This is a genomic window from Streptomyces sp. NPDC048171 (assembly GCF_043202655.1).
GTDB lineage: Bacteria > Actinomycetota > Actinomycetes > Streptomycetales > Streptomycetaceae > Streptomyces.
Window position 1 is genome coordinate 68,964 of record NZ_JBIDAU010000016.1, and the last position, 20,120, is coordinate 89,083.

A 20,120-nucleotide genomic window follows, 5' to 3' on the forward strand; every position below is an offset into this window, starting at 1 on the left:
CCGAAAGGGCAACCACGCGCATGGAGCAGTACGAGCCCGACCGCCTGTCACCGGCCCAAGTGGCCGCCATGCGGCGCAGTCTCAGGAGCGGCAGGGCCGCCCTCACCCGTCGCTCACTGCTGCGCGCCTCCACGGGCGGCGCGCTGGCGGTCGGCGGCCTCGGCATGCTGAGCGGCTGCGGGATCCCGGCGGCCGGCAAGACCGAGGGCGGCGTCTCCGCCGAGGACCGGTCCGCGAAGGAGAAGCGCATCTCCTTCTCCAACTGGACCGAGTACATGGACGTCGACGAGGCCGGCCGGCGCCACCCCACATTGGACGCGTTCACCAAGCGCACCGGTATCAAGGTCGCGTACACCGAGGACATCAACGACAACAGCGAGTTCTTCGGCAAGATCCAGCCGCAGCTCGCCGCGGGCCAGGAGACCGGCCGCGACATCATCGTCCTCACCGACTGGCTGGCGGCCCGCCTGATCCGCCTCGGCTGGGTCCAGAAGCTGGACCCGGCCAACCTGCCGCACGCCTTCGCCAACCTGTCGCCCCAGTTCCGCAACCCGGACTGGGATCCGGGGCGCGCGTACTCCTATCCCTGGCAGGGCATCTCGACGGTCATCGCCTACAACAAGAAGGCGCTGGACGGCATCGAGGTGAAGACGGTCGCCGACCTGCTCGACAACCCGAAGCTCAAGGGCCGGGTCGGCTTCCTCACCGAGATGCGCGACACCGTCGGCATGGTGCTGCTCGACGGGGGCAAGGACCCGGCCCGCTTCACGGACGACGACTACGACGCCGCGATCGCCCGGCTCCAGAAGGGCGTCGACCGCGGTCAGATCCGCCGCTTCACCGGCAACGACTACACGTCCGACCTGAGCAAGGGCGACTTCGCGGCCTGCCTGGCGTGGGCCGGGGACGTCGTCCAGCTCAAGGCCGACAACCCGGACATCGACTTCGTGATCCCGGACAGCGGCTACGTCACGTCGAGCGACAACATGCTGGTCCCCAACAAGGCGCGGCACAAGACGAACGCCGAGCGGCTCATCGACTACTACTACGAGCCCCGCCCGGCCGCGGAACTCGCCGCCTACATCAACTTCGTCTGCCCCGTCGACGGCGTGAAGGACGAGCTGGCGGAGATCGACGAGGACGCGGCGAACAACCCGCTGATCATTCCCGACAAGGCCATGCAGGCCAAGTCGCACTCCTTCCGCTCCCTGAGTTCGAAGGAAGAGACGGCATACGAAGAGAAGTTCGCGAAGCTCACTGGGGCGTGACGACGATGACGAATACGACGAAGGCTCAGCCGGGCGGCGGCGACGTCCGCCTCTCCGGCATCAGCAAGACCTACGGCTCCTTCACCGCCGTGCACCCGCTCGACCTGACCGTCCCGCAGGGCTCCTTCTTCGCCCTGCTCGGCGCCTCCGGCTGCGGCAAGACCACCACCCTGCGCATGATCGCCGGGCTGGAGGAGCCCAGCGGCGGCACCGTGCACCTCGGCGACCAGGACGTGACCGCGCTCCCGCCGTACAAGCGGCCGGTCAACACGGTCTTCCAGTCCTACGCCCTCTTCCCGCACCTCGACATCTTCGAGAACGTCGCCTTCGGCCTGCGCCGGCGCGGCATCAGGTCGGTGAAGAAGCAGGTCGAGGAGATGCTGGACCTGGTCCAGCTCGGCGAGCAGGCCCGCAAGAAACCGCACCAGCTCTCCGGCGGCCAGCAGCAGCGCGTCGCGGTCGCCCGCGCGCTGATCAACCACCCCAAGGTGCTGCTCCTCGACGAACCGCTCGGCGCCCTCGACCTCAAGCTGCGCCGCCAGATGCAGCTGGAACTGAAGCGCATCCAGACCGAGGTCGGCATCACCTTCGTACACGTCACGCACGACCAGGAGGAGGCCATGACCATGGCCGACCGGGTCGCCGTGATGAACGGGGGCCGCGTCGAGCAACTGGGCGCCCCCGCCGACCTGTACGAGAACCCGCAGACCACCTTCGTCGCCAACTTCCTGGGCACCTCCAACCTGATCCAGGCCGAGGTCGACACCCGCAGCGGCGACGACGTCGTGGTGCGCGCGGCCGGCGACAAGCTGCTCCTGCCCGGCTCCCGCTGTGCCGTGCCCGCGCAGGCGGGCGGCAAGGTGCTGGTCGGCGTACGCCCGGAGAAGGTCGGCCTCACCCACGCGGACGAGGCCGGCTCCATACCCGAGGGCCGCAACCGCATCACCGGCAAGATCAGCAACAGCAGTTTCATCGGCGTCTCCACCCAGTACGTCGTGGACTGCGCGGCCTGCCCCGACTTCGAGGTGTACGCCCAGAACATCGACCGCGACGCCCGCCTCGTGCCCGGCGCCGACGTCGTCCTGCACTGGAACCCGGCGCACACGTTCGGGCTGGACGCCGAGCAGGACATCGACGCGGGCGTCGCCGAGGGGGAGGCGGCCTGATGTCCACCCTCACCGAGGCGCCACCGCCGCTCACCCCGCCCGCGCCCGAGCCGAAGAAGCCCCCGCGCAAGAGGGGCCGCTGGACGCCGTACTGGCTGCTGCTGCCCGGCATCCTGTGGCTGGTCGTCTTCTTCGCGGCGCCGATGATCTACCAGGCCTCCACCTCCGTGCAGACGGGCTCGCTGGAGGAGGGCTACAAGGTCACCTGGCACTTCGTGACCTACTGGGACGCGCTGTCCGAGTACTGGCCGCAGTTCCTGCGCTCGGTCGCCTACGCCGCCTCCGCCACCGTGCTGTGTCTGCTGCTCGGCTACCCGCTCGCGTACCTGATCGCCTTCCGCGCGGGACGCTGGCGGAACCTGATCATGATCCTGGTGATCGCGCCCTTCTTCACCAGCTTCCTGATCCGCACCCTGGCCTGGAAGACGATCCTCGCGGACGGCGGACCGGTCGTCGGCGCCCTGAACACGCTGCACGTCCTGGACGTCACCAGTTGGCTCGGCTGGACGTCCGGCGACCGCGTGCTGGCCACGCCGCTCGCGGTGGTCTGCGGTCTGACGTACAACTTCCTCCCCTTCATGATCCTGCCGCTGTACACGTCCCTGGAGCGCATCGACGGGCGGCTGCACGAGGCGGCGCGCGACCTGTACGCGAAGCCCTCCACGGTCTTCCGCAAGGTCACCTTCCCGCTGTCGATGCCGGGCGTGGTCTCCGGCACGCTGCTGACCTTCATCCCGGCGACCGGCGACTACGTCAACGCCTCGCTGCTGGGCTCGGCGGACACCGGAATGATCGGCAACGTGATCCAGTCGCAGTTCCTCAGGGTCCTCGACTATCCGACGGCGGCCGCACTCTCCTTCATCCTGATGGCCGCGATTCTCGCCATGGTCACCCTCTACATTCGGAAGTCCGGGACGGAGGATCTGGTTTAGATGGCCTTCGTCAACTGGTTCAAGCGCAATCTGGTCGTCATCGCCGGACTGCTGACGCTCGCATATCTCCTGCTGCCCAATGCCATCGTCACGGTGTTCTCGTTCAACAAACCGAACGGGCGCTTCAACTACGAATGGCAGAAGTTCTCCACGGACGCCTGGAAGGATCCTTGCGGGGTCGCGGGACTGTGCGGTTCGCTGTCGCTGAGCCTCCAGATCGCCCTCTGGGCGACCCTCGGCGCCACGGCGCTGGGCACCGCGATCGCCTTCGCGCTGGTCCGCTACCGCTTCCGCGCGCGGGGTGCGATCAACTCGCTGATCTTCCTGCCGATGGCGATGCCCGAGGTCGTCATGGCCGCCTCGCTGCTCACCCTGTTCCTCAACATGGGCGCCCAGCTGGGCTTCTGGACGATCCTGATCGCCCACATCATGTTCTGCCTCAGCTTCGTGGTGACGGCCGTCAAGGCGCGCGTGATGTCGATGGACCCGAAGCTGGAGCAGGCGGCGCAGGACCTGTACGCCGGTCCCTTCCAGACCTTCGTCCGGGTCACGCTGCCCATCGCGGCCCCCGGCATCGCGGCCGGCGCGCTGCTCGCCTTCGCGCTCTCCTTCGACGATTTCATCATCACGAATTTCAACGCGGGCTCCACCGTCACGTTCCCCATGTTCGTCTGGGGCTCGGCGCAGCGCGGAACGCCCGTTCAGATCAATGTCGTCGGTACGGCCATGTTCGTCATCGCCGTACTGTTCGTTCTGGCCTCGATGGCCATCGGCAACCGCCGAAATCGCCGCAAGGCGTAGCGTACTGAGTAATGCATTCGTAGGGAGTTGAAATCATGGCCCCTAGCGCCATGAGCCGCAGCAACGACTGGACGAAATCCCTTTCCGACGCCCAGCCGGTCCCGTACTGGCTGGACGACCCCGGCCGTCCCCGTCCGCAGCCCGCCCTCACCGGCGCCGAGACCTGCGACCTGCTGGTCGTCGGCGGCGGCTACAGCGGGCTGTGGACCGCGCTGATCGCCAAGGAGCGCGACCCGGGCCGGGACGTGGTGCTGCTGGAAGGCCGTGAGGTGGGCTGGGCCGCCTCCGGCCGCAACGGCGGGTTCTGCGCCGCCTCCCTCACCCACGGACTGTCCAACGGCCTGAGCCGCTGGCCGGGCGAGATCCAACGGCTGGAGGAGTTGGGCGCCCGCAACCTCGACGCGATCGAGACGGCGGTCGCCCGCCACTCCCTGGACTGCGAGTTCGAGCGCACCGGCGAGATCGACGTGGCGACCGAGCCGTACCAGGCCGCCGAGCTGAAGGACTGGTACGAGGAGATCCGCGCGAAGGGGCTCGCGGACGGCGTCGAGTACCTGGACGGCGACGCGGTGCGCGAGCAGGTCGACTCCCCGACCTTCCGGGCGGGCCTGTGGGACCGCAGGGGCGTGGCCATGCTCAACCCCGCCAAGCTCGCCTGGAACCTCAAGCGGGCCTGCCTCGGCCTCGGCGTGCGCGTCTACGAGAACACCCCGGCGCTCACCCTGAGGCCGTACGGCGCCGGCATGGCCGTCCGCACCCCGTACGGCGGGGTCCGCGCCCGCTCGGTCGCGCTCGGCACCAACATCTTCCCGAACCTGGTCAAGCGGGTGCGCCCGTACACCGTCCCGGTCTACGACTACGCCCTGATGACCGAGCCGCTCACCGACGGGCAGCTGGCCTCGATCGGCTGGCAGAACCGGCAGGGGCTCGGGGACAGCGCCAACCAGTTCCACTACTTCCGGCTCTCCGCCGACAACCGGATCCTGTGGGGCGGCTACGACGCGGTCTACCCGTACGGCGGCCGGGTGCGCGCCGAGTACGACGACCGCCCGGAGACCTATGCCAAGCTCGCGGGGCACTTCTTCACCTGCTTCCCGCAGTTGGAGGGCGTCCGCTTCACGCACACCTGGGGCGGCGCGATCGACACCTGCTCCCGCTTCTCGGCGTTCTTCGGCACCGCCCACCAGGGCAAGGTCGCCTACGCCGCCGGGTACACGGGCCTCGGCGTGGGAGCGACCCGCTTCGGTGCCGAGGTGATGCTCGACCTGCTGTCGGGGGAGCGCACCGAGCGCACCGAACTGGAGATGGTCCGCCGCAAGCCGCTGCCCTTCCCGCCCGAGCCCTTCGCCTGGACGGGCATCGCGCTCACCAAGTGGTCGCTGGCCCGCGCGGACGCCCAGGGCGGCCGGCGCAACCTCTGGCTGCGGGCGATGGACAAGCTGGGGCTGGGCTTCGACAGCTAGCCGGCCGGGTCCGTGTGGCCCGCTTCACCCGAACGGGTTGCGGCGACTCGCGTAATGCCCGGCGGTGACCTCCCTCTCCCTCGTGACGCACCCCGCGTCCAACGAGCGAGAGGGAGGTCTTCACATGCCTGGTGCGAAGACGGCGGTCGCGTGGCTGGCATCCGTCGCACCGGATCCCGAGTCCTGCCGGCGGGAGTGGGAGCGCGACCCCCTGGGTGTCGCGCTGCTGCCCGCGGGCCGGGCCTGGGACGTGCTCATCCTGCCGAGCAGGCTCGGCTATCCGACCCTCGACGTGCTGTCCCGCGTCCTGGACCGGCCGGGCCCGGTGCTCGTCGACTTCGGCGACGCGCGGACGGGCTTCTTCGTGCCGGCCGGCACGGCGACCCGCTGGGTGGGCACCGGGGTCCGGACGGCCGGGCTCGGCACCTGGATCGTGGTGCCGCATCCGGGGGGAGCGTCCGGCGGGGTCCGCTGGCTGATCCCGCCGGACGGCTCCGGCACCCTCACCGACCCCGCACTGCTGGAACTGGCGATGCACGAGGCGGCGGCGGCACTCGCGGGGGAGGAGGGAGGAATGTGAGCAGCGCAAGGGGTTGACAAGCGAATTGGTCTGGACCAAGTTGGGCGCGCTCCACCCTCCCCATCTCCCCCATGTCCGGAGGCACTTGTGGAACGCTCCAGACCGCTCGCCCGTCGCCCCCTCGTCACCCTGCTCACCGCCGCGGCACTCGCCGCGTCCGGACTGACCGCGCTCACGTCGGCCGCCCGTGCGGCCGACGCGGACCTGGCGCGCAACGGCGGCTTCGAGTCCGCCCTGGACGGCTGGACCTGCACGGCGGGCGCGGTCGTCGGCACGCCCGTGCGCAGCGGCACGGCGGCGCTCAAGGCCACCCCGGCGGGCGCCGACAACGCCCGCTGCGCGCAGACGGTGACCGTGAAACCCGACTCCCAGTACACGCTCTCCGGATGGGTCCGCGGCACCTACGTCCACCTCGGCGCGAGCGGCACCGGCACCACCGACGTCTCCACCTGGGCCCAGTCGGCCCCCGACTGGCAGCGCCTGACGACCACCTTCCGCACCGGCCCGTCCACCACCCGCGTCACGGTCTACACCCACGGCTGGTACGGCACCGGCGCCTACCACGCCGACGACATCTCGCTCACCGGCCCGGGCGGCGAGGCGGGCCGGCCCCCGGCGGTCCCCGGCGGTCTGACGGCCGGTTCCGTCACGTCGACCGGCGTGGCGCTGAGCTGGTCACCCGTCCCCGGCGCGACGGGCTACGCCGTCTACCGCGACGGCACCCGCATCCGCACGGTCACCGGCACCGCCACCACCGTCACCGGCCTGACCCCCTCGACGGCGTACGCCTTCCAGGTCGCCGCCGTCAACGACGCCGGGGAGTCGGCGCGTTCGGCGACGGTCACCGCCACCACCGCCGAGCGCCCGGACGGCGGCGGGTCCGGCGACCTCCCGGCCCACGCCCTGGTCGGCTACCTCCACGCCAGCTTCGCCAACGGCTCCGGCTACACGCGGATGGCCGACGTGCCCGACAGCTGGGACGTCATTGACCTGGCCTTCGGCGAGCCCACTTCGGTCACCTCCGGCGACATCCGCTTCGACCGCTGTCCGGATGGGGGCCCCTCCCGCTCGAGCGAAGCCGAGAGTGGGGGAGAGTGTCCGAACGTGGAGAGCGACGCCGAGTTCAAGGCCGCGATCAGGGCCAAGCAGGCGGCGGGCAAGAAGGTCCTGATCTCCATCGGCGGCCAGAACGGCCAGGTGCAGCTCACCACCACCGCCGCCCGCGACAAGTTCGTCTCGTCCGTCTCCGCCATCATCGACACGTACGGCCTCGACGGCCTCGACATCGACTTCGAGGGCCACTCGCTGTCGCTCAACGCCGACGACACGGACTTCAAGAACCCGAAGACCCCCGTCATCGTCAACCTGATCTCGGCCCTGAAGACCCTCAAGGCCAAGTACGGCGACGACTTCGTGCTGACCATGGCCCCCGAGACCTTCTTCGTCCAGCTCGGCTACCAGTACTACGGCACGGGCAAGTGGGGCGGGCAGGACCCGCGGGCCGGCGCCTACCTCCCGGTCATCCACGCCCTGCGCGACGACCTGAGCCTGCTGCACGTCCAGGACTACAACTCGGGCCCGATCATGGGCCTCGACAACCAGTACCACTCCATGGGCGGCGCCGACTTCCACATCGCGATGACCGACATGCTCCTCACCGGTTTCCCGGTCGCCGGCGACGCGGCCAACGTCTTCCCGCCGCTGCGCCCCGACCAGGTCGCGATCGGCATGCCGGCCTCCGTCAACGCGGGCAACGGCCATGTCTCCCCGGCCGAGGTGAACAAGGCGCTGAACTGCCTCACCAAGAAGACCGACTGCGGCTCCTACGCGACCCACGGCACCTGGCCGGACCTGCGCGGCCTGATGACGTGGTCGATCAACTGGGACCGGTTCGGGAACTGGGAGTTCATGAAGAACTTCGACGCCTACTTCGGCTGACCGCCCCCGGGGTGCGGCCGGGCCGCCGCCCGTCCCGCCCCGGCCACCCGCCACACCCCGGCCAGCAGCACCGCCCCCAGGCACCAGCTGCCGGCCACGTCCAGCGGCCAGTGGTAGCCCCGGCGCACCAGCCCGTAGGAGGCGCCCAGGACGAGGAGCGCGCAGAGCAGGACCAGCACACGGCGTACGGCCGGCGAACGCAGCGCGCCGAACAGCAGCAGCGTCGCCGCGCCGTACGCGACGAGCGCCGTGGCGGTGTGGCCGGAGGGGTAGTAGCCGACGGCCGGAGGCACCGCCGGGGTGCCGGGGCGGTCGGTCCACGCCTTCAGCGGGGCCACCAGCGCCGGCACCAGCGCCATCGCCAGGGCACCCGCCAGCGGCGGCAGCCACCAGCGGTCCACACCCCGCGCCCGCCCGTGCCACGCGACGTACGCCAGCGCGACGGCGAGAACGGGCACGGCGACCTGCACGTTGCCGAGGTCGGCCAGCAGCTCGGAGAGGCGGTCCGGACGGACGAGCGCCCGGCTCAGCCGCTCGTCCACGCCGACCAGCGGGCCGTCGGCGACGACCTGCCAGGTGATCAGCGCGAAGAGGAGGACGGGGAGCCCGGGCAGCAGCATGGCGCACAGCTTGGCAAACACACCGAAGGGCCGGCACAAGGGGGGGAGTGTGCCGGCCCTTCGGTGAACCGCCGTCCCGGGTGCCGAGACGGCCGTCCTGACCGGAACGCCGCGCGCCCCGGGGGGTTTGGGGCGGGCGACCGTCCGATCGGTGAGGAGACCCGGAACCCACGGGTTCCGGCTGTGTGCGCGAGGCACGACCAGGTCGAAGCTGGGGAAGCCGCGGCCTGAAAGATCCGCCCACAGTCCCCTGTGGGCGGGTGTATCTCTCATCTGCGTAGAACCTACGGCAGGGGGTGGTCTCAGGACAGGGTCATCGGCGTCCTGCCATCCACCCCGCACACCTTCTTCACACGCTCTGCCGCTCCCCTCGCCAGGCGTGCGAAACGCAGCTCAGATGCGCGTTCGGGCACTCGCGCACCTGCCCGTCCTACAGGCCCGCGAAGCCCTGCTCGATGATGTCGAGGCCCTCGTTCAGCAGGTCCTCGCCGATCACCAGCGGCGGCAGGAAACGCAGCACGTTGCCGTAGGTGCCACAGGTCAGGACCAGCAGGCCCTCGGCGTGGCAGGCCTTGGCGAGCGCGGCGGTCGCCTCCGGGTTCGGCTCCTTGGTGGCGCGGTCCTTGACCAGCTCGACGGCGATCATCGCGCCGCGGCCCCGGACGTCGCCGATGATGTCGAACTTCTCCGCCATGGCGGAGAGGCGGGACTTCATGACCGCCTCGATGTGCTTCGCCCTGGCGTTGAGGTCCAGCTCCTTCATCGTCTCGATGGCACCGAGCGCACCCGCGCAGGCCACCGGGTTGCCGCCGTAGGTGCCGCCGAGGCCGCCGGAGTGCGCGGCGTCCATGATCTCGGCGCGGCCGGTGACCGCGGCCAGCGGCAGACCGCCCGCGATGCCCTTCGCGGTCGTGATCAGGTCCGGCACGATGCCCTCGTCCTCGCAGGCGAACCACTGACCGGTGCGGCAGAAGCCGGACTGGATCTCGTCGGCGACGAAGACGATGCCGTTGTCCTCGGCGAACCGGCTGACGGCGGGCAGGAAGCCCTTGGCCGGCTCGATGAAGCCGCCCTCGCCGAGCACCGGCTCGATGATGATCGCGGCCACGTTCTCCGCGCCGACCTGCTTGCTGATCTGGTCGATCGCCTGGGCGGCGGCCTCCGGGCCGGCGTTCTCCGGACCGGTCGGCCAGCGGTAGCCGTAGGCGACCGGGACGCGGTAGACCTCGGGCGCGAAGGGACCGAAGCCGTGCTTGTACGGCATGTTCTTCGCGGTCAGCGCCATCGTCAGGTTGGTCCGGCCGTGGTAGCCGTGGTCGAAGACGACGACCGCCTGCCGCTTGGTGTAGGCACGGGCGATCTTGACGGCGTTCTCGACGGCCTCGGCGCCGCTGTTGAACAGCGCCGACTTCTTGGCGTGGTCGCCCGGGGTCAGCTCGGCCAGGGCCTCGGCGACGGCCACGTAGCCCTCGTACGGCGTCACCATGAAACAGGTGTGGGTGAAGTCGGCGAGCTGCGCGGACGCCTTACGTACGACGGCCTCGGCGGAAGCGCCGACCGAGGTCACGGCGATGCCGGAACCGAAGTCGATCAGGCGGTTGCCGTCGACGTCCTCGATGATGCCGCCGCCGGCGCGCGCGGTGAAGACGGGCAGGACGGAGCCCACACCCTGCGCGACCACGGCCGTGCGCCGGGCCTGCAGCTCCTGCGACTTCGGGCCGGGGATGGCGGTGACGACGCGGCGCTCCTGCGGAAGTGCGGTCATGAGGGCTCCTGGGGCTTGCGGGATCTTGCGGACTCTTGCCTTCTTTTCTCGCAGGCTAGGACCGGTGGGGTGGGGTGGGCATGCTCCATGTGGGCGTTGTCCGTGGTGTCGGTTGTCCGTCCTGGACAGGTGTCGGACCCATGACGGGTACGGCGACATCGGGACACGTCGGGGCGGGCCCGGCCGCGTAAGCGGTGAACTCCCCTTGGGAGGGCGTTAGATTGGCTCGCTGATGGTGGACGGAGCGGCTGGTCAGGGGGCAAGGGCGATGGACAGCGACGGGAACCGGGACGCGCGGGGTACGCATGCGAATCCTGTGCCGCGTCCCGCGGGGCCTCCCGAGATGCCCGGGGTGCCGCCGCGGCCCTCAAGGGCACCGGGGGTGCCGCCGCTGCCCGAGGGCTCCGCCTTCCTGTCCTGGCTGCGCACCCCGCGGCCGGAGGCGCTGCCCGGCGTGTGGCGGTTCGGGCACCGGCCGCGACCGGCGGAGGAGCCCGAGCGGGTACCGGGACGGCAGCTGGTGAGCGGGGCGGTGATCGCCTTCCTGGTGGGCTGGCTGATCTGGTCCCTGCTGTGGAACGGCTACCTGGGCGGCTGGTGGCTGCTGCCCCTGTACGCGATGATCCCGGACTCCTGGGCCGAGCCGCACAGCTTCGGCTCGGTCGTGGCCGTCTACGCCTACTACGCGCTGATCGCCGGCATCATCATGGTCGGCGTCGGCCGGCTCGGTCGCTGGGACGAGATCTGGCGGCGCTACGGCCCGCCCGCCTGGCGCCCCGCCACCCCGGCCGCCGGACCACCGCCCGCCCCCGAGGAGGACCCCGCCGCCTGGCCCGCGCTCCGCGCCGCCGGTGCCGTCGAGGCCGCCGAGCGGCTCGCCGGCGAGGCCCGGCAGGGGCTGATGCGGGACGTCGACCACGCCCGCATCGCACGGGCCTGGCAGGGCGTGCAGCGCGGCCGGCACAGCCTGGCCACCTTCACCGGCGCCGTCCTCGGCGCGGGCGCCGGTGCCTGCCCGCATCCCTCGGGCGACCGTGACCTGCCCGCCCGGCGGGCCCGGCACGACCTGGTCACCGGACAGGTGCGGATCGGCACCGCCGCCGACGACGCCCGCAACCCCTACGCCTACCGCGGCGCCGGCCTCGCCCTCGGCCCCGACCTGCTCGGCACCTCCCTGCTGGCCGTCGGCCCGGCGGGCTCCGGCAAGACCGGCAGCGTGGTCCGGCCGCTCACCGAGTCGCTGTGCCTGCACGCGCTCGCCGGGCGGGCCGCGGTCGTCGTGGTCGGCGCCGCGGGCGCGGACCTCGGTCCCGCCGACGCCTACGACGTCGTCGTCCGGATCGGCCACCCGGACTCGGTGTACGACCTCGACCTGTACGGCGGCACCACCGACCCGGACGAGGCCGCGGTCGTGCTCGCCGAAGCCCTGGTCGGCGACCTCGCCGACCCGCATCCGGGCAGCGACACCCGCCGCTCCACCACCGTCCTCGCCCAGCTGCTCGGCCCCTTCCGCGCGGTGCACGGCCGCTTCCCCGGCGTACCGGAGCTGCGGCAACTGCTGGACGGGACACCCGGACCGCTGGCCGAACTGCGGCAGGGCCTGCGGGCGGCCGGGCAGGAGTCGCTGCTGCGCGAGCTGGACGCGCGCGAGCGGCAGATGGGCCACCCCGGGGACGTCGGCGGTGTGCTGGCCGACCGCGTGGCGCTCCTCGACCGGCCGGCCTTCGCGGCCTTCTTCGACACCTCGGGGCAGTCCCGGCCCTTCTCCCTCAAGTCCCTCGACCACCCGGTGCGGGTCCGCATCGACCTGCCGGAACGCGGTCACGCCGACGCCTCCCGGATGCTGGCCCGGCTGGTCCTCGCCCAGTTCACGGCGAGCGTCTCGGTACGGGAGGACCGGTCGCTCTTCGCCTGCCTGGTGCTGGACGACGCGAGCGGCGTGGTGACGCCGGAGGCCGTACGGGGTGTGCAGCGGCTGCGCTCGGCGGGCGCCGGGGCGGTGCTGACCCTGCGCACCCTGGACGACGTACCGCGACCGCTGCGCGGGCCGTTGCTCGGGGCCATCGGCTGCCGCATGGCACTGTCCGGGCTCACCCCCTGGGACGGGCAGGACTTCGCCGAGGTGTGGGGCAAGGAGTGGACCGAGGCCCGCGACGTCACCGACCGGCAGATCATCGCCGAGACCCCGGCGGGCAAGGCCGCGCACATGCTGCGCCGGGTGATCACCGGGAAGGCGCCCACCGCGCGGGCGGTCACCGTCCGGCAGGTCGAGCGTGAGCGCTGGTCGGCGTCCGAGCTGGCGCACGCCGTGCCGGCCGGGCACGCGGTGCTGTCGCTGACCACCGTCAAGGGCGAGCACGCGCCGCCGCTGCTGGTGGATCTGCGGGGGTGACCGTCCGGGCCGGGCGCCCGGGACCGTACAGTGAGGCAGAATCGACACAGGTCGTTCATACGCGGCGGCCAAAAGATCACAGCCATCTCACACCACTGACACGGATCCGAAGGCCCAGGACCCCATGCGCCCCACCCTCGCCTCGCTCGTCCACCACTCGGCGCTCAAACTGACCGTGCGCGCGGGCGAGGACCGTCTGGACACCCCGGTGCGCTGGGCCCATGTCAGCGAACTCGCCGACCCCGTGCCCTACATGGAGGGCGGGGAGCTGCTGCTGATCACCGCCCTCAAGCTGGACGCCGAGGACCCCGCGGCGATGCACCGGTACGTGAAGCGGCTGGCGGACGCCGGAGTGGTCGGCCTCGGGTTCGCCGTCGGCGTCAACTACGACGAGATCCCCGGGGCGCTGGTCGACGCCGCCCGCAAGGAGGGGCTGCCGCTCCTCGAGGTGCCCCGCCGCACGCCCTTCCTCGCCATCAGCAAGGCCGTGTCCGCCGCGATCGCCGCCGACCAGTACCGGGCGGTCACCGCGGGCTTCGCCGCCCAGCGGGAGCTGACCAGGCGGGCGCTGACCGACGGCCCGGAGGGGCTGCTGGCCGCGCTCGCCTCCCAGGTCGACGGATGGGCGGCGCTGTACGACGCCTCGGGCGCCGTGGTCGCCACGGCTCCGGAGTGGGCCGGACGCAGGGCCGGCCGGCTCACCGCCGACGTACGGCGGCTGCGCGAGCGGCCCGCGCCCGCCTCCGCCGTGGTCGGCGGGGCCGAGGACCCCGAGCACCCGGAGAACGCCGACCGGGTCGAACTGCACTCCCTCGGCACCTCCCGCCGGCCCCGCTCCGCCCTCGCCGTCGGCACCGCCGCCGCCCTCGGCACCGCCGAGCGGTACGCCGTGCACTCGGCCGTCGCCCTGCTGACGCTCACCACGGAACGCTCGCGCTCCCTGTACGAGGCCGGACTGCGCATAGACGAGGCCGTGCTGCGCATGCTGCTGGCCGGCGAACCGGACCACGCGCGGACGGTCGCCGGGGATCTGTACGGCGGCCTGCTGGACGCGCCCTTCCGGATCATCGTCGCCGAGTCGGTGCCGTCCGCCGCGCGGGCGCACGGGCGCGGTTCCGCCGCGGGCACCGGTGGCGACCGGCTGGGCGCGCTCGCCGAGGTCGTGGAGTCCGCGGCGGCCCGTGCCGGGGAGGCGGTGCTGGCCGTCCCCGAGGGCGAGCGGCTGGTCATGCTCGCCACGGACGGGGGCGCGGCCGTCGCCGCCTGCGTCGAGTACGCGTCGGCGCTGGAGACCGGCCGCCCGGCGCCCGACCCGGCGGGCGGCGACGAGGACGGGCTGACCGTCGGCCTGTCGGCGCCGTCCGGGCCCATCGCCGCGTCCGCCGCCTACAAGCAGGCCGAGCAGGCGCTGTCGGTGGCCCGCCGCCGTGGACGCGTCTGCGTGGAGCACGAGCACCTGGCGGCCGGATCGGTGCTGCCGCTGCTCGCGGACGACGCGGTGCGCGCCTTCGCCGACGGCCTGCTCCGGGCGCTGCGCGACCACGACGCGACCGGCCGGGGCGACCTGGTGGCGTCCCTGCGCGCGTGGCTCTCCCGCCACGGCCAGTGGGACGCGGCCGCGGCCGACCTCGGCGTCCACCGCCACACGCTGCGCTACCGGATGCGCCGCGTGGAGGAGATCCTCGGCCGGTCCCTGGACGACCCGGACGTACGGATGGAGCTGTGGCTGGCCCTGAAGACGACGTCGGCCGAATAGCCCGTCGGCGCCGGCCGGCTCACCTGGCCACCGCGTCGAACAACGCACCCCCACCACTACACCCCGGACAAACGCTCCCCGCCGAACCCCGCCCTACCGTGGACCCGCACCCCCGTACACCCGTACACACCCCCAACGCGGAAGGGCCCGGACGCCACATGACTTCCACCCACGCCTTCTGGCTCGCCGGCCGCCAGGCCACCGGCGAGGCCGCCTTCGACGTCACCTCCCCCTGGGACGGCAGCCGGGTCGGCGCGGTGAGCCTGCCGACCGATGCCCAGGTCGAGGAGGCCGTGGCCGCCGCGTACGCCGTACGGGACGAGTTCGCCGCCACCCCCGCCCACGTCCGCGCCGCCGCACTGGACCACGTCAGCCGACGGCTGGCCGAGCGCACCGAGGAGATCGCCCGCCTGATCTCCGCCGAGAACGGCAAGCCGGTCAAGTGGGCCCGCGGCGAGGTCGGCCGCGCGGTCTCCGTCTTCCGCTTCGCGGCCGAGGAGGCCCGCCGCTTCAACGGCGGCGACGCCCAGCGCCTGGACACCGACGCGGGCGGTCAGGGGCGGCTCGCGCTGACCCGCCGCTTCCCGAAGGGTGTGGTCCTGGGCATCGCGCCGTTCAACTTCCCGCTGAACCTGTGCGCCCACAAGATCGCCCCCGCGATCGCCGCCGGCGCGCCGATCATCCTGAAGCCGGCCCCGGCCACCCCCCTCTCCGGCCTGATCCTCGGCGAGCTGCTGGCCGAGACCGAGCTGCCGGCCGGTTCCTGGAGCATCCTCCCGGTGCCCAACGACAAGATGCCCGCCCTCGTCCAGGACGAGCGGCTGCCGGTCATCTCCTTCACCGGCTCCGAGACCGTCGGCTACGCGATCATGGACTCGGTGCCGCGCAAGCACTGCACCCTGGAGCTGGGGGGCAACGGCGCGGCCGTGGTCCTCGGCGACTGGGCGAGCGACGCCGACCTGGACCGGGCCGCGCAGCGCATCGCGACCTTCTCCAACTACCAGGGCGGCCAGTCCTGCATCTCGGTGCAGCGCGTGATCGCCGACGCCGCCGTCTACGACCGCCTGCTGCCGCGGGTCGTCGCCGCCGTCGAGGCCCAGGTGACCGGCGACCCGAACGACGACGCGACGGACGTCGGCCCGCTGGTCAGCGAGGCCGCCGCCGAGCGCGTCGAGGCGTGGGTGCGGGAGGCCGTCGACGCGGGCGCCACGCTGCACACCGGCGGCAAGCGGGACGGCGCCACATACGCGCCGACCGTGCTCACCGGTCTGCCGGCCGACGTCACCCTCGCCCGCGAGGAGGTCTTCGGCCCGGTGCTCAGCGTGCAGAAGGTCGACGGCGAGGCCGAGGCGTTCGCCGCGGTCAACGACTCCAAGTACGGCCTCCAGGCGGGCGTGTTCACCCACGACCTGCAGACCGCCTTCCGCGCCCATCGCGCCCTGGAGGTCGGCGGCGTCGTCATCGGCGACGTCCCCTCCTACCGGGCCGACCAGATGCCGTACGGCGGCGCCAAGCAGTCCGGCGTGGGCCGTGAGGGCGTCCGGTTCGCGATGGACGACTACACCTACGAGCGCGTGCTGGTCCTGACGGACCTCGCTCTCTGAGGCACCCCGGGAAGACCGGCGGCCCGAACCCACTGTGCGGGGGTTCGGGCCGCCGGTGCGTGTGGGCCCCGTGCTATCCGGCGTCGAGCTGGTGGTCGGCCCACACGTACGTCTCGGGCAGCAACTCGGCGACGGGGACGGCCCGCAGACGGTCGCCGGCGCCGACGATCACCCGGAGCGCGGGGAAGTAGTCGAGCAGCACCTGGCGGCACCGCCCGCACGGCGGGACGACGCCCCGCTCCCGGTCGCCGACGGCGACGATCGTCTCCAGCTCGTGGGCACCCTGGGCGGCGGCCGCGCCGATGACGACCAGTTCGGCGCAGGGGCCGCCGGTGAAGTGGTAGGCGTTGACCGCCGTGACGATCCTGCCGTCCCGGGCGCGGGCGGCGGCCGCCATGGTGTGGTTGTCGCCGCGGCAGCGGGTGCGGGCGACGTCGGCCGCGGCCTCGACGAGTTCGTGGTCGACGGGGTGGGTCTGCGTGGTCATCCTTCTCGCCTTCTCCGGTGTCCGCCGACGGTGCCCCGAACTCCGCGCCCGCGCAAGCGGATTCCGCGATGCGCGGCCACCGGGTGCCGGCGAGGCGCTGCTCTCGCCCGGCATCACCAAGCGGCTGATCGCCGAGTTCGTCCACGCGCGCGGGTCCAGGCTGCCGGTCCACGCGGCCGGCGACCTCACCGTCCGGGAGACGGAGGTGCTGACCCTGATCGCCAGGGGCCTGTCCAACGCAGAGATCGCCGCCCGCCTCACCATCACCGACCACACCGTGAAGACCCACATCAACCGGGTGTTCGCGAAGCTGGAACTGAGGGACCGGGCCCAGGCCGTGATCGTGGCCTACGAACTGGGCCTGGTCCGGGCGGGCGGGGGAACCTCAGCCCGAGGAACCTCAGCCGGAGAAGCCGACGTGCGCGAGCCGTACTGAGCCGCGCAGCCCGACGCGGACGTCGTGGACGCCCCCGGCGGTGAACGCGCTGTCGAGCTCCACGTAGTCGTACGGCCCCGGCGTGGGCGCGTCCGGCGACAGCACCGCCACCGGCGGCCGCCCGTCGAGGGCGATCTCGACCGTGCCCTCGCCCGCCACCGACACGGTCACCCGGGTGACACCGGAGCCGAAGTCGCAGTCGCGGTAGAGCAGTTCACCCGTCCGGTCCGTCACCGGTGTCACCGCGTCGCCCGCCGCCCTCGTCCGGTCCACGATCTCCGTGCCGCTCTGCTCGTCGAAGTCGGCGGCCGCCAGGCCGCGTTCGCGCACCGGGCGGGGAGCGGCCGGCTCTCCGTCCAGGACGACGGTCGTCTCCAGGCGCACGTCCTCGCTGGAGGCCCCCACCAGCAGCGCGTACGGTCCCGGCTCCAGCCGCCACCGGCCGTGCGCGACGTCCCAGAACGCGAGGGCGGACAGCGGCACGTCGAACGAGACCCGGGCCGTCTCGCCCGGAGCGAGGCCCGACCGGCGGTGCGCCAGCAGCTCCCGGCGCGGACGCGGGACCGACCCGCACCCGGCCCGGACGTAGAGCTGGGCCACCTCGTCGGCGGTGACGTCCCCGGTGTTGGTGACGGTGAAGGACACCGACACCCGCCCGTCCGCCACCCGCGCCGCCAGGTCGCCGTAGCCGAAGGACGCGTAGGACAGGCCGTGCCCGAACGGGAACAGCGGCGTGCCCTCGAAGTAGAGGTAGGTCTGACGGCCGCCGATCACGTCGTAGTCGAGCGGATCGGGCAGGTCGGCGTCGTCCGCGTACCAGGTCTGCGGGAGCCGGCCGCCCGGTGAGACGTCCCCGGCGAGGACCCGGGCCAGCGCGGTGCCGGCCGCCTGCCCGCCGTGCGCGGACCACAGCACCGCACCGAGCCCCTCCGTGTCCACCGCGTAGGGGTAGGCGGACACCAGCGCGAGGACGGTGGCCGGGCCGGCGGCGCGGGCCGCGCGCAGCAGGCGCTCCTGGTGGGCGGGCAGCCGCAGCGTCGTACGGTCCTCGGTCTCCCGGCCGTTGATGTGCGGGTCGTTGCCCGCGACCACCACGACCACGTCCGCCTCGGCCGCCGCCCGCGCCACCGCGTCCTCGCCGCGTTCGGTGACGACCAGGCCGAAGACCTCGGCGGCGTCCTCGTCCGGGGCGGCAACCTTCACGCCGTCGGCGGCGACCCGGACGTGACGACCCGTTCCCAGGTGCCTGAGGAGGTGACCGTTCCCGTGCGGTTCGAGACGGAACGTCTCCTGCACGACCCAGCCGCCGGGCTGGTCGGCGGAGGCACGCAGGCGGCCGTCCCCGGCGACCGACAGGTAGCGGCCGTCGGGGGCGCGCAGCGTGAGGACCCCCTCGCCCCAGTCGGTCAGCGCGAACTCGGTGCCGACGGCGTCCGTGGTGAGCGGCGGCAGGTCGGTGCGGCCGGCCAGCAGGGCCGGGTCGAGGGCGCCCTCGCCGCCGTGCGCCTCGTCGGCGGAGCCCTCGGCCGGGAGCACGTGCAGGTGGGCCCCGTCGGCGGTGCGCAGCCGGACCCGGTCCACGCCCTCGGCGAAGCTCACCCGGTCGGCGCCGAACCGCTCGTACAGGCCCTCCAGCGGAGTGGAGCGGTGGATGAGCGTGCCGCTGTACCAGTCGAGCTTGCACTCGTCGGCGAGCAGCCCGACGACGGCGACGCGGGTGTCGGGGGCCAGCGGCAGGACGCCGTCGTTCCGCAGCAGGACCACCGCCTGCTCGGCCGCCTCCAGCGCCAGCGCCCGGTGCTCCGGCGTGTCGAACTCCGTGGCGGTGTCCGCCGTGACGGCGTAGGGGTCGTGCTCCGGGTCGAACTCGCCGAGCCGGAAGCGGACCGACAGCTGGCGGCGCACGGCCGCGTCCACGTCGGCCTCGGTCAGCAGGCCCCGGTCGAGGGCGCCCCGGAGACGCGCGAGGATCGTCGAGGGGTCCGTGCCGTGGTCGGTGAAGCTGTCCACGCCGGCCCGGAGCGCTGCGGCCGTCGCCTCCTCGTGGGTGGCGAAGTAGTGCTCGGAGTCGACCAGGTTGGAGGGCGCGCCCGCGTCCGAGCAGACCAGCAGGTCGTCCTCCGTCCAGGTGCGCAGGTGCCCGGCGAGGTGGGGGGAGACGTGGTTGGGGCGGCCGTTGACGAGGTTGTAGGCGGGCATCACCCCGGCGACCGCGCCTGCCTCGACGGTCGCGCGGAAGGCGCGCAGGTCGTACTCGTGCAGGACGCGCGGGCGCACGGACGACGAGGTGGTGTCCCGGTCCCGCTCGTTGTTGTGCGCGAGCCAGTGCTTGAGGACCGGTGCCGTACGCCAGTACACCGGATGTCCGCCGCGCAGGCCCCGGGTGTAGGCGGTGGCGAGGGCGGAGGTGAGCCGCGGGTCCTCGGAGTAGCCCTCCTCGTTGCGGCCCCACAGGGGGTGGCGGAGCAGGTTCACGGTCGGCGACCAGACGTTGAGGCCGACCCGGTCGTCGCGGGCGCGCATCGCCCGGGCCTCCTTGGACACCGCCTCGCCGACCCGGCGCAGAAGGTCCTCGTTCCAGGTCGCGCCGAGCCCCACGGCCTGGGGGAACACGGTCGCCGGGCCCATCCAGGCCACGCCGTGCAGCGCCTCCTGTCCGGTGCGGACGGCGGCGATGCCGAGCCGTTCGACGGCGGGGGCGAACTGGTGCAGGAACCGGGTCTTCTCGTCCGGCGTGAGCCGCGACATCAGGTCGTCCACGCGCTTCGCGAACGGCAGACGCGGATCACGGAAGGGTGGCGCGGGCGGCGTGGATGCGGTCACGTGGGGTTCCCCTTGCGATGGATCGGCCAGGCGCATTCGAAGCGCTTCGATGCTGATTTGCCGCACGGGCGGGTGTCAAGGCGCTGGAG

General features: G+C 72.6%; 15 protein-coding genes. 11 read left to right on the forward strand and 4 right to left on the reverse strand.

Features of this window, described 5'->3' with window-relative positions; genetic code table 11:
- Positions 1-20 precede the first annotated feature (20 nt).
- From ACGF3J_RS35055 to ACGF3J_RS35085, 7 genes are all read left to right on the forward strand, one after another.
- The gene (locus ACGF3J_RS35055; protein ID WP_393855594.1) at positions 21-1,268 is read left to right on the forward strand and encodes a spermidine/putrescine ABC transporter substrate-binding protein; all 1,248 of its coding nucleotides are present in this window, start codon (positions 21-23) and stop codon (positions 1,266-1,268) included.
- Between the two features lie 5 nt (positions 1,269-1,273).
- Positions 1,274-2,434 carry an ABC transporter ATP-binding protein gene (locus tag ACGF3J_RS35060; RefSeq protein ID WP_393855595.1) on the forward strand — a complete coding sequence of 387 codons (1,161 nt, stop codon included), beginning with the start codon at positions 1,274-1,276 and terminating at the stop codon, positions 2,432-2,434.
- Positions 2,434-3,366: an ABC transporter permease gene (locus ACGF3J_RS35065; protein ID WP_376358348.1), complete on the forward strand. Its 933-nt coding sequence runs from the start codon at positions 2,434-2,436 to the stop codon at positions 3,364-3,366. Before ACGF3J_RS35060 ends, ACGF3J_RS35065 begins: the two co-directional genes overlap by 1 nt.
- Positions 3,367-4,167 (forward strand): ABC transporter permease, encoded by an 801-nt coding sequence (locus tag ACGF3J_RS35070; RefSeq protein ID WP_393855596.1) that lies wholly within the window; start codon positions 3,367-3,369, stop codon positions 4,165-4,167.
- A gap of 35 nt (positions 4,168-4,202) precedes the next feature.
- A complete protein-coding gene (locus ACGF3J_RS35075) occupies positions 4,203-5,630 on the forward strand; it encodes an NAD(P)/FAD-dependent oxidoreductase (RefSeq protein WP_393855597.1) in 1,428 nt (475 codons plus the stop codon).
- 124 nt (positions 5,631-5,754) lie between these two features.
- A complete protein-coding gene (locus ACGF3J_RS35080) occupies positions 5,755-6,210 on the forward strand; it encodes a hypothetical protein (protein ID WP_122615133.1) in 456 nt (151 codons plus the stop codon).
- A gap of 87 nt (positions 6,211-6,297) precedes the next feature.
- Entirely contained in the window at positions 6,298-8,148 is a 1,851-nt protein-coding gene (locus ACGF3J_RS35085; protein WP_393855598.1) for a chitinase, read from the forward strand.
- On the opposite strand, the gene ACGF3J_RS35090 is transcribed toward ACGF3J_RS35085, so the two are convergent.
- A complete protein-coding gene (locus ACGF3J_RS35090) occupies positions 8,136-8,768 on the reverse strand; it encodes a phosphatase PAP2 family protein (protein ID WP_393855599.1) in 633 nt (210 codons plus the stop codon). The two genes, ACGF3J_RS35085 and ACGF3J_RS35090, sit on opposite strands and share 13 nt — an antisense overlap.
- 430 nt (positions 8,769-9,198) lie before the next feature.
- Positions 9,199-10,533, reverse strand: a complete 1,335-nt coding sequence (gene gabT, locus ACGF3J_RS35095; protein WP_393855600.1) for a 4-aminobutyrate--2-oxoglutarate transaminase — start codon at positions 10,531-10,533, stop codon at positions 9,199-9,201.
- 268 nt (positions 10,534-10,801) lie between these two features.
- Here gabT and ACGF3J_RS35100 point away from each other — a divergent pair, with 268 nt between their 5' ends.
- From ACGF3J_RS35100 to ACGF3J_RS35110, 3 genes are all read left to right on the forward strand, one after another.
- Entirely contained in the window at positions 10,802-12,925 is a 2,124-nt protein-coding gene (locus ACGF3J_RS35100; RefSeq protein WP_393855601.1) for an ATP-binding protein, read from the forward strand.
- A gap of 124 nt (positions 12,926-13,049) precedes the next feature.
- Positions 13,050-14,681 carry a PucR family transcriptional regulator gene (locus ACGF3J_RS35105; RefSeq protein WP_393855602.1) on the forward strand — a complete coding sequence of 544 codons (1,632 nt, stop codon included), beginning with the start codon at positions 13,050-13,052 and terminating at the stop codon, positions 14,679-14,681.
- Between the two features lie 158 nt (positions 14,682-14,839).
- A complete protein-coding gene (locus tag ACGF3J_RS35110) occupies positions 14,840-16,285 on the forward strand; it encodes an aldehyde dehydrogenase family protein (RefSeq protein WP_161329201.1) in 1,446 nt (481 codons plus the stop codon).
- A gap of 73 nt (positions 16,286-16,358) precedes the next feature.
- On the opposite strand, the gene ACGF3J_RS35115 is transcribed toward ACGF3J_RS35110, so the two are convergent.
- Positions 16,359-16,772: a cytidine deaminase gene (locus ACGF3J_RS35115; RefSeq protein WP_386934015.1), complete on the reverse strand. Its 414-nt coding sequence runs from the start codon at positions 16,770-16,772 to the stop codon at positions 16,359-16,361.
- Here ACGF3J_RS35115 and ACGF3J_RS35120 point away from each other — a divergent pair.
- Positions 16,765-17,208 (forward strand): response regulator transcription factor, encoded by a 444-nt coding sequence (locus tag ACGF3J_RS35120; RefSeq protein ID WP_393855603.1) that lies wholly within the window; start codon positions 16,765-16,767, stop codon positions 17,206-17,208. The two genes, ACGF3J_RS35115 and ACGF3J_RS35120, sit on opposite strands and share 8 nt — an antisense overlap.
- Here the strand turns inward: ACGF3J_RS35120 and ACGF3J_RS35125 are convergent.
- Positions 17,173-20,031, reverse strand: coding sequence for a glycoside hydrolase family 3 C-terminal domain-containing protein (locus ACGF3J_RS35125; RefSeq protein WP_393855604.1), 2,859 nt, complete (start codon positions 20,029-20,031; stop codon positions 17,173-17,175). The two genes, ACGF3J_RS35120 and ACGF3J_RS35125, sit on opposite strands and share 36 nt — an antisense overlap.
- Between the last annotated feature and the right edge of the window lie 89 nt (positions 20,032-20,120).

Bases quoted from the DNA above. Each gene is read 5' to 3' on its own strand.
- ACGF3J_RS35055 (WP_393855594.1), top strand. From the start codon at position 21: ATGGAGCAGTACGAGCCCGACCGCCTGTCACCGGCCCAAGTGGCCGCC.
- ACGF3J_RS35060 (WP_393855595.1), top strand. From the start codon at position 1,274: ATGACGAATACGACGAAGGCTCAGCCGGGCGGCGGCGACGTCCGCCTC.
- ACGF3J_RS35065 (WP_376358348.1), top strand. From the start codon at position 2,434: ATGTCCACCCTCACCGAGGCGCCACCGCCGCTCACCCCGCCCGCGCCC.
- ACGF3J_RS35070 (WP_393855596.1), top strand. From the start codon at position 3,367: ATGGCCTTCGTCAACTGGTTCAAGCGCAATCTGGTCGTCATCGCCGGA.
- ACGF3J_RS35075 (WP_393855597.1), top strand. From the start codon at position 4,203: ATGGCCCCTAGCGCCATGAGCCGCAGCAACGACTGGACGAAATCCCTT.
- ACGF3J_RS35080 (WP_122615133.1), top strand. From the start codon at position 5,755: ATGCCTGGTGCGAAGACGGCGGTCGCGTGGCTGGCATCCGTCGCACCG.
- ACGF3J_RS35090 (WP_393855599.1), bottom strand. From the start codon at position 8,768: ATGCTGCTGCCCGGGCTCCCCGTCCTCCTCTTCGCGCTGATCACCTGG.
- gabT (WP_393855600.1), bottom strand. From the start codon at position 10,533: ATGACCGCACTTCCGCAGGAGCGCCGCGTCGTCACCGCCATCCCCGGC.
- ACGF3J_RS35100 (WP_393855601.1), top strand. From the start codon at position 10,802: ATGGACAGCGACGGGAACCGGGACGCGCGGGGTACGCATGCGAATCCT.
- ACGF3J_RS35105 (WP_393855602.1), top strand. From the start codon at position 13,050: ATGCGCCCCACCCTCGCCTCGCTCGTCCACCACTCGGCGCTCAAACTG.
- ACGF3J_RS35110 (WP_161329201.1), top strand. From the start codon at position 14,840: ATGACTTCCACCCACGCCTTCTGGCTCGCCGGCCGCCAGGCCACCGGC.
- ACGF3J_RS35115 (WP_386934015.1), bottom strand. From the start codon at position 16,772: ATGACCACGCAGACCCACCCCGTCGACCACGAACTCGTCGAGGCCGCG.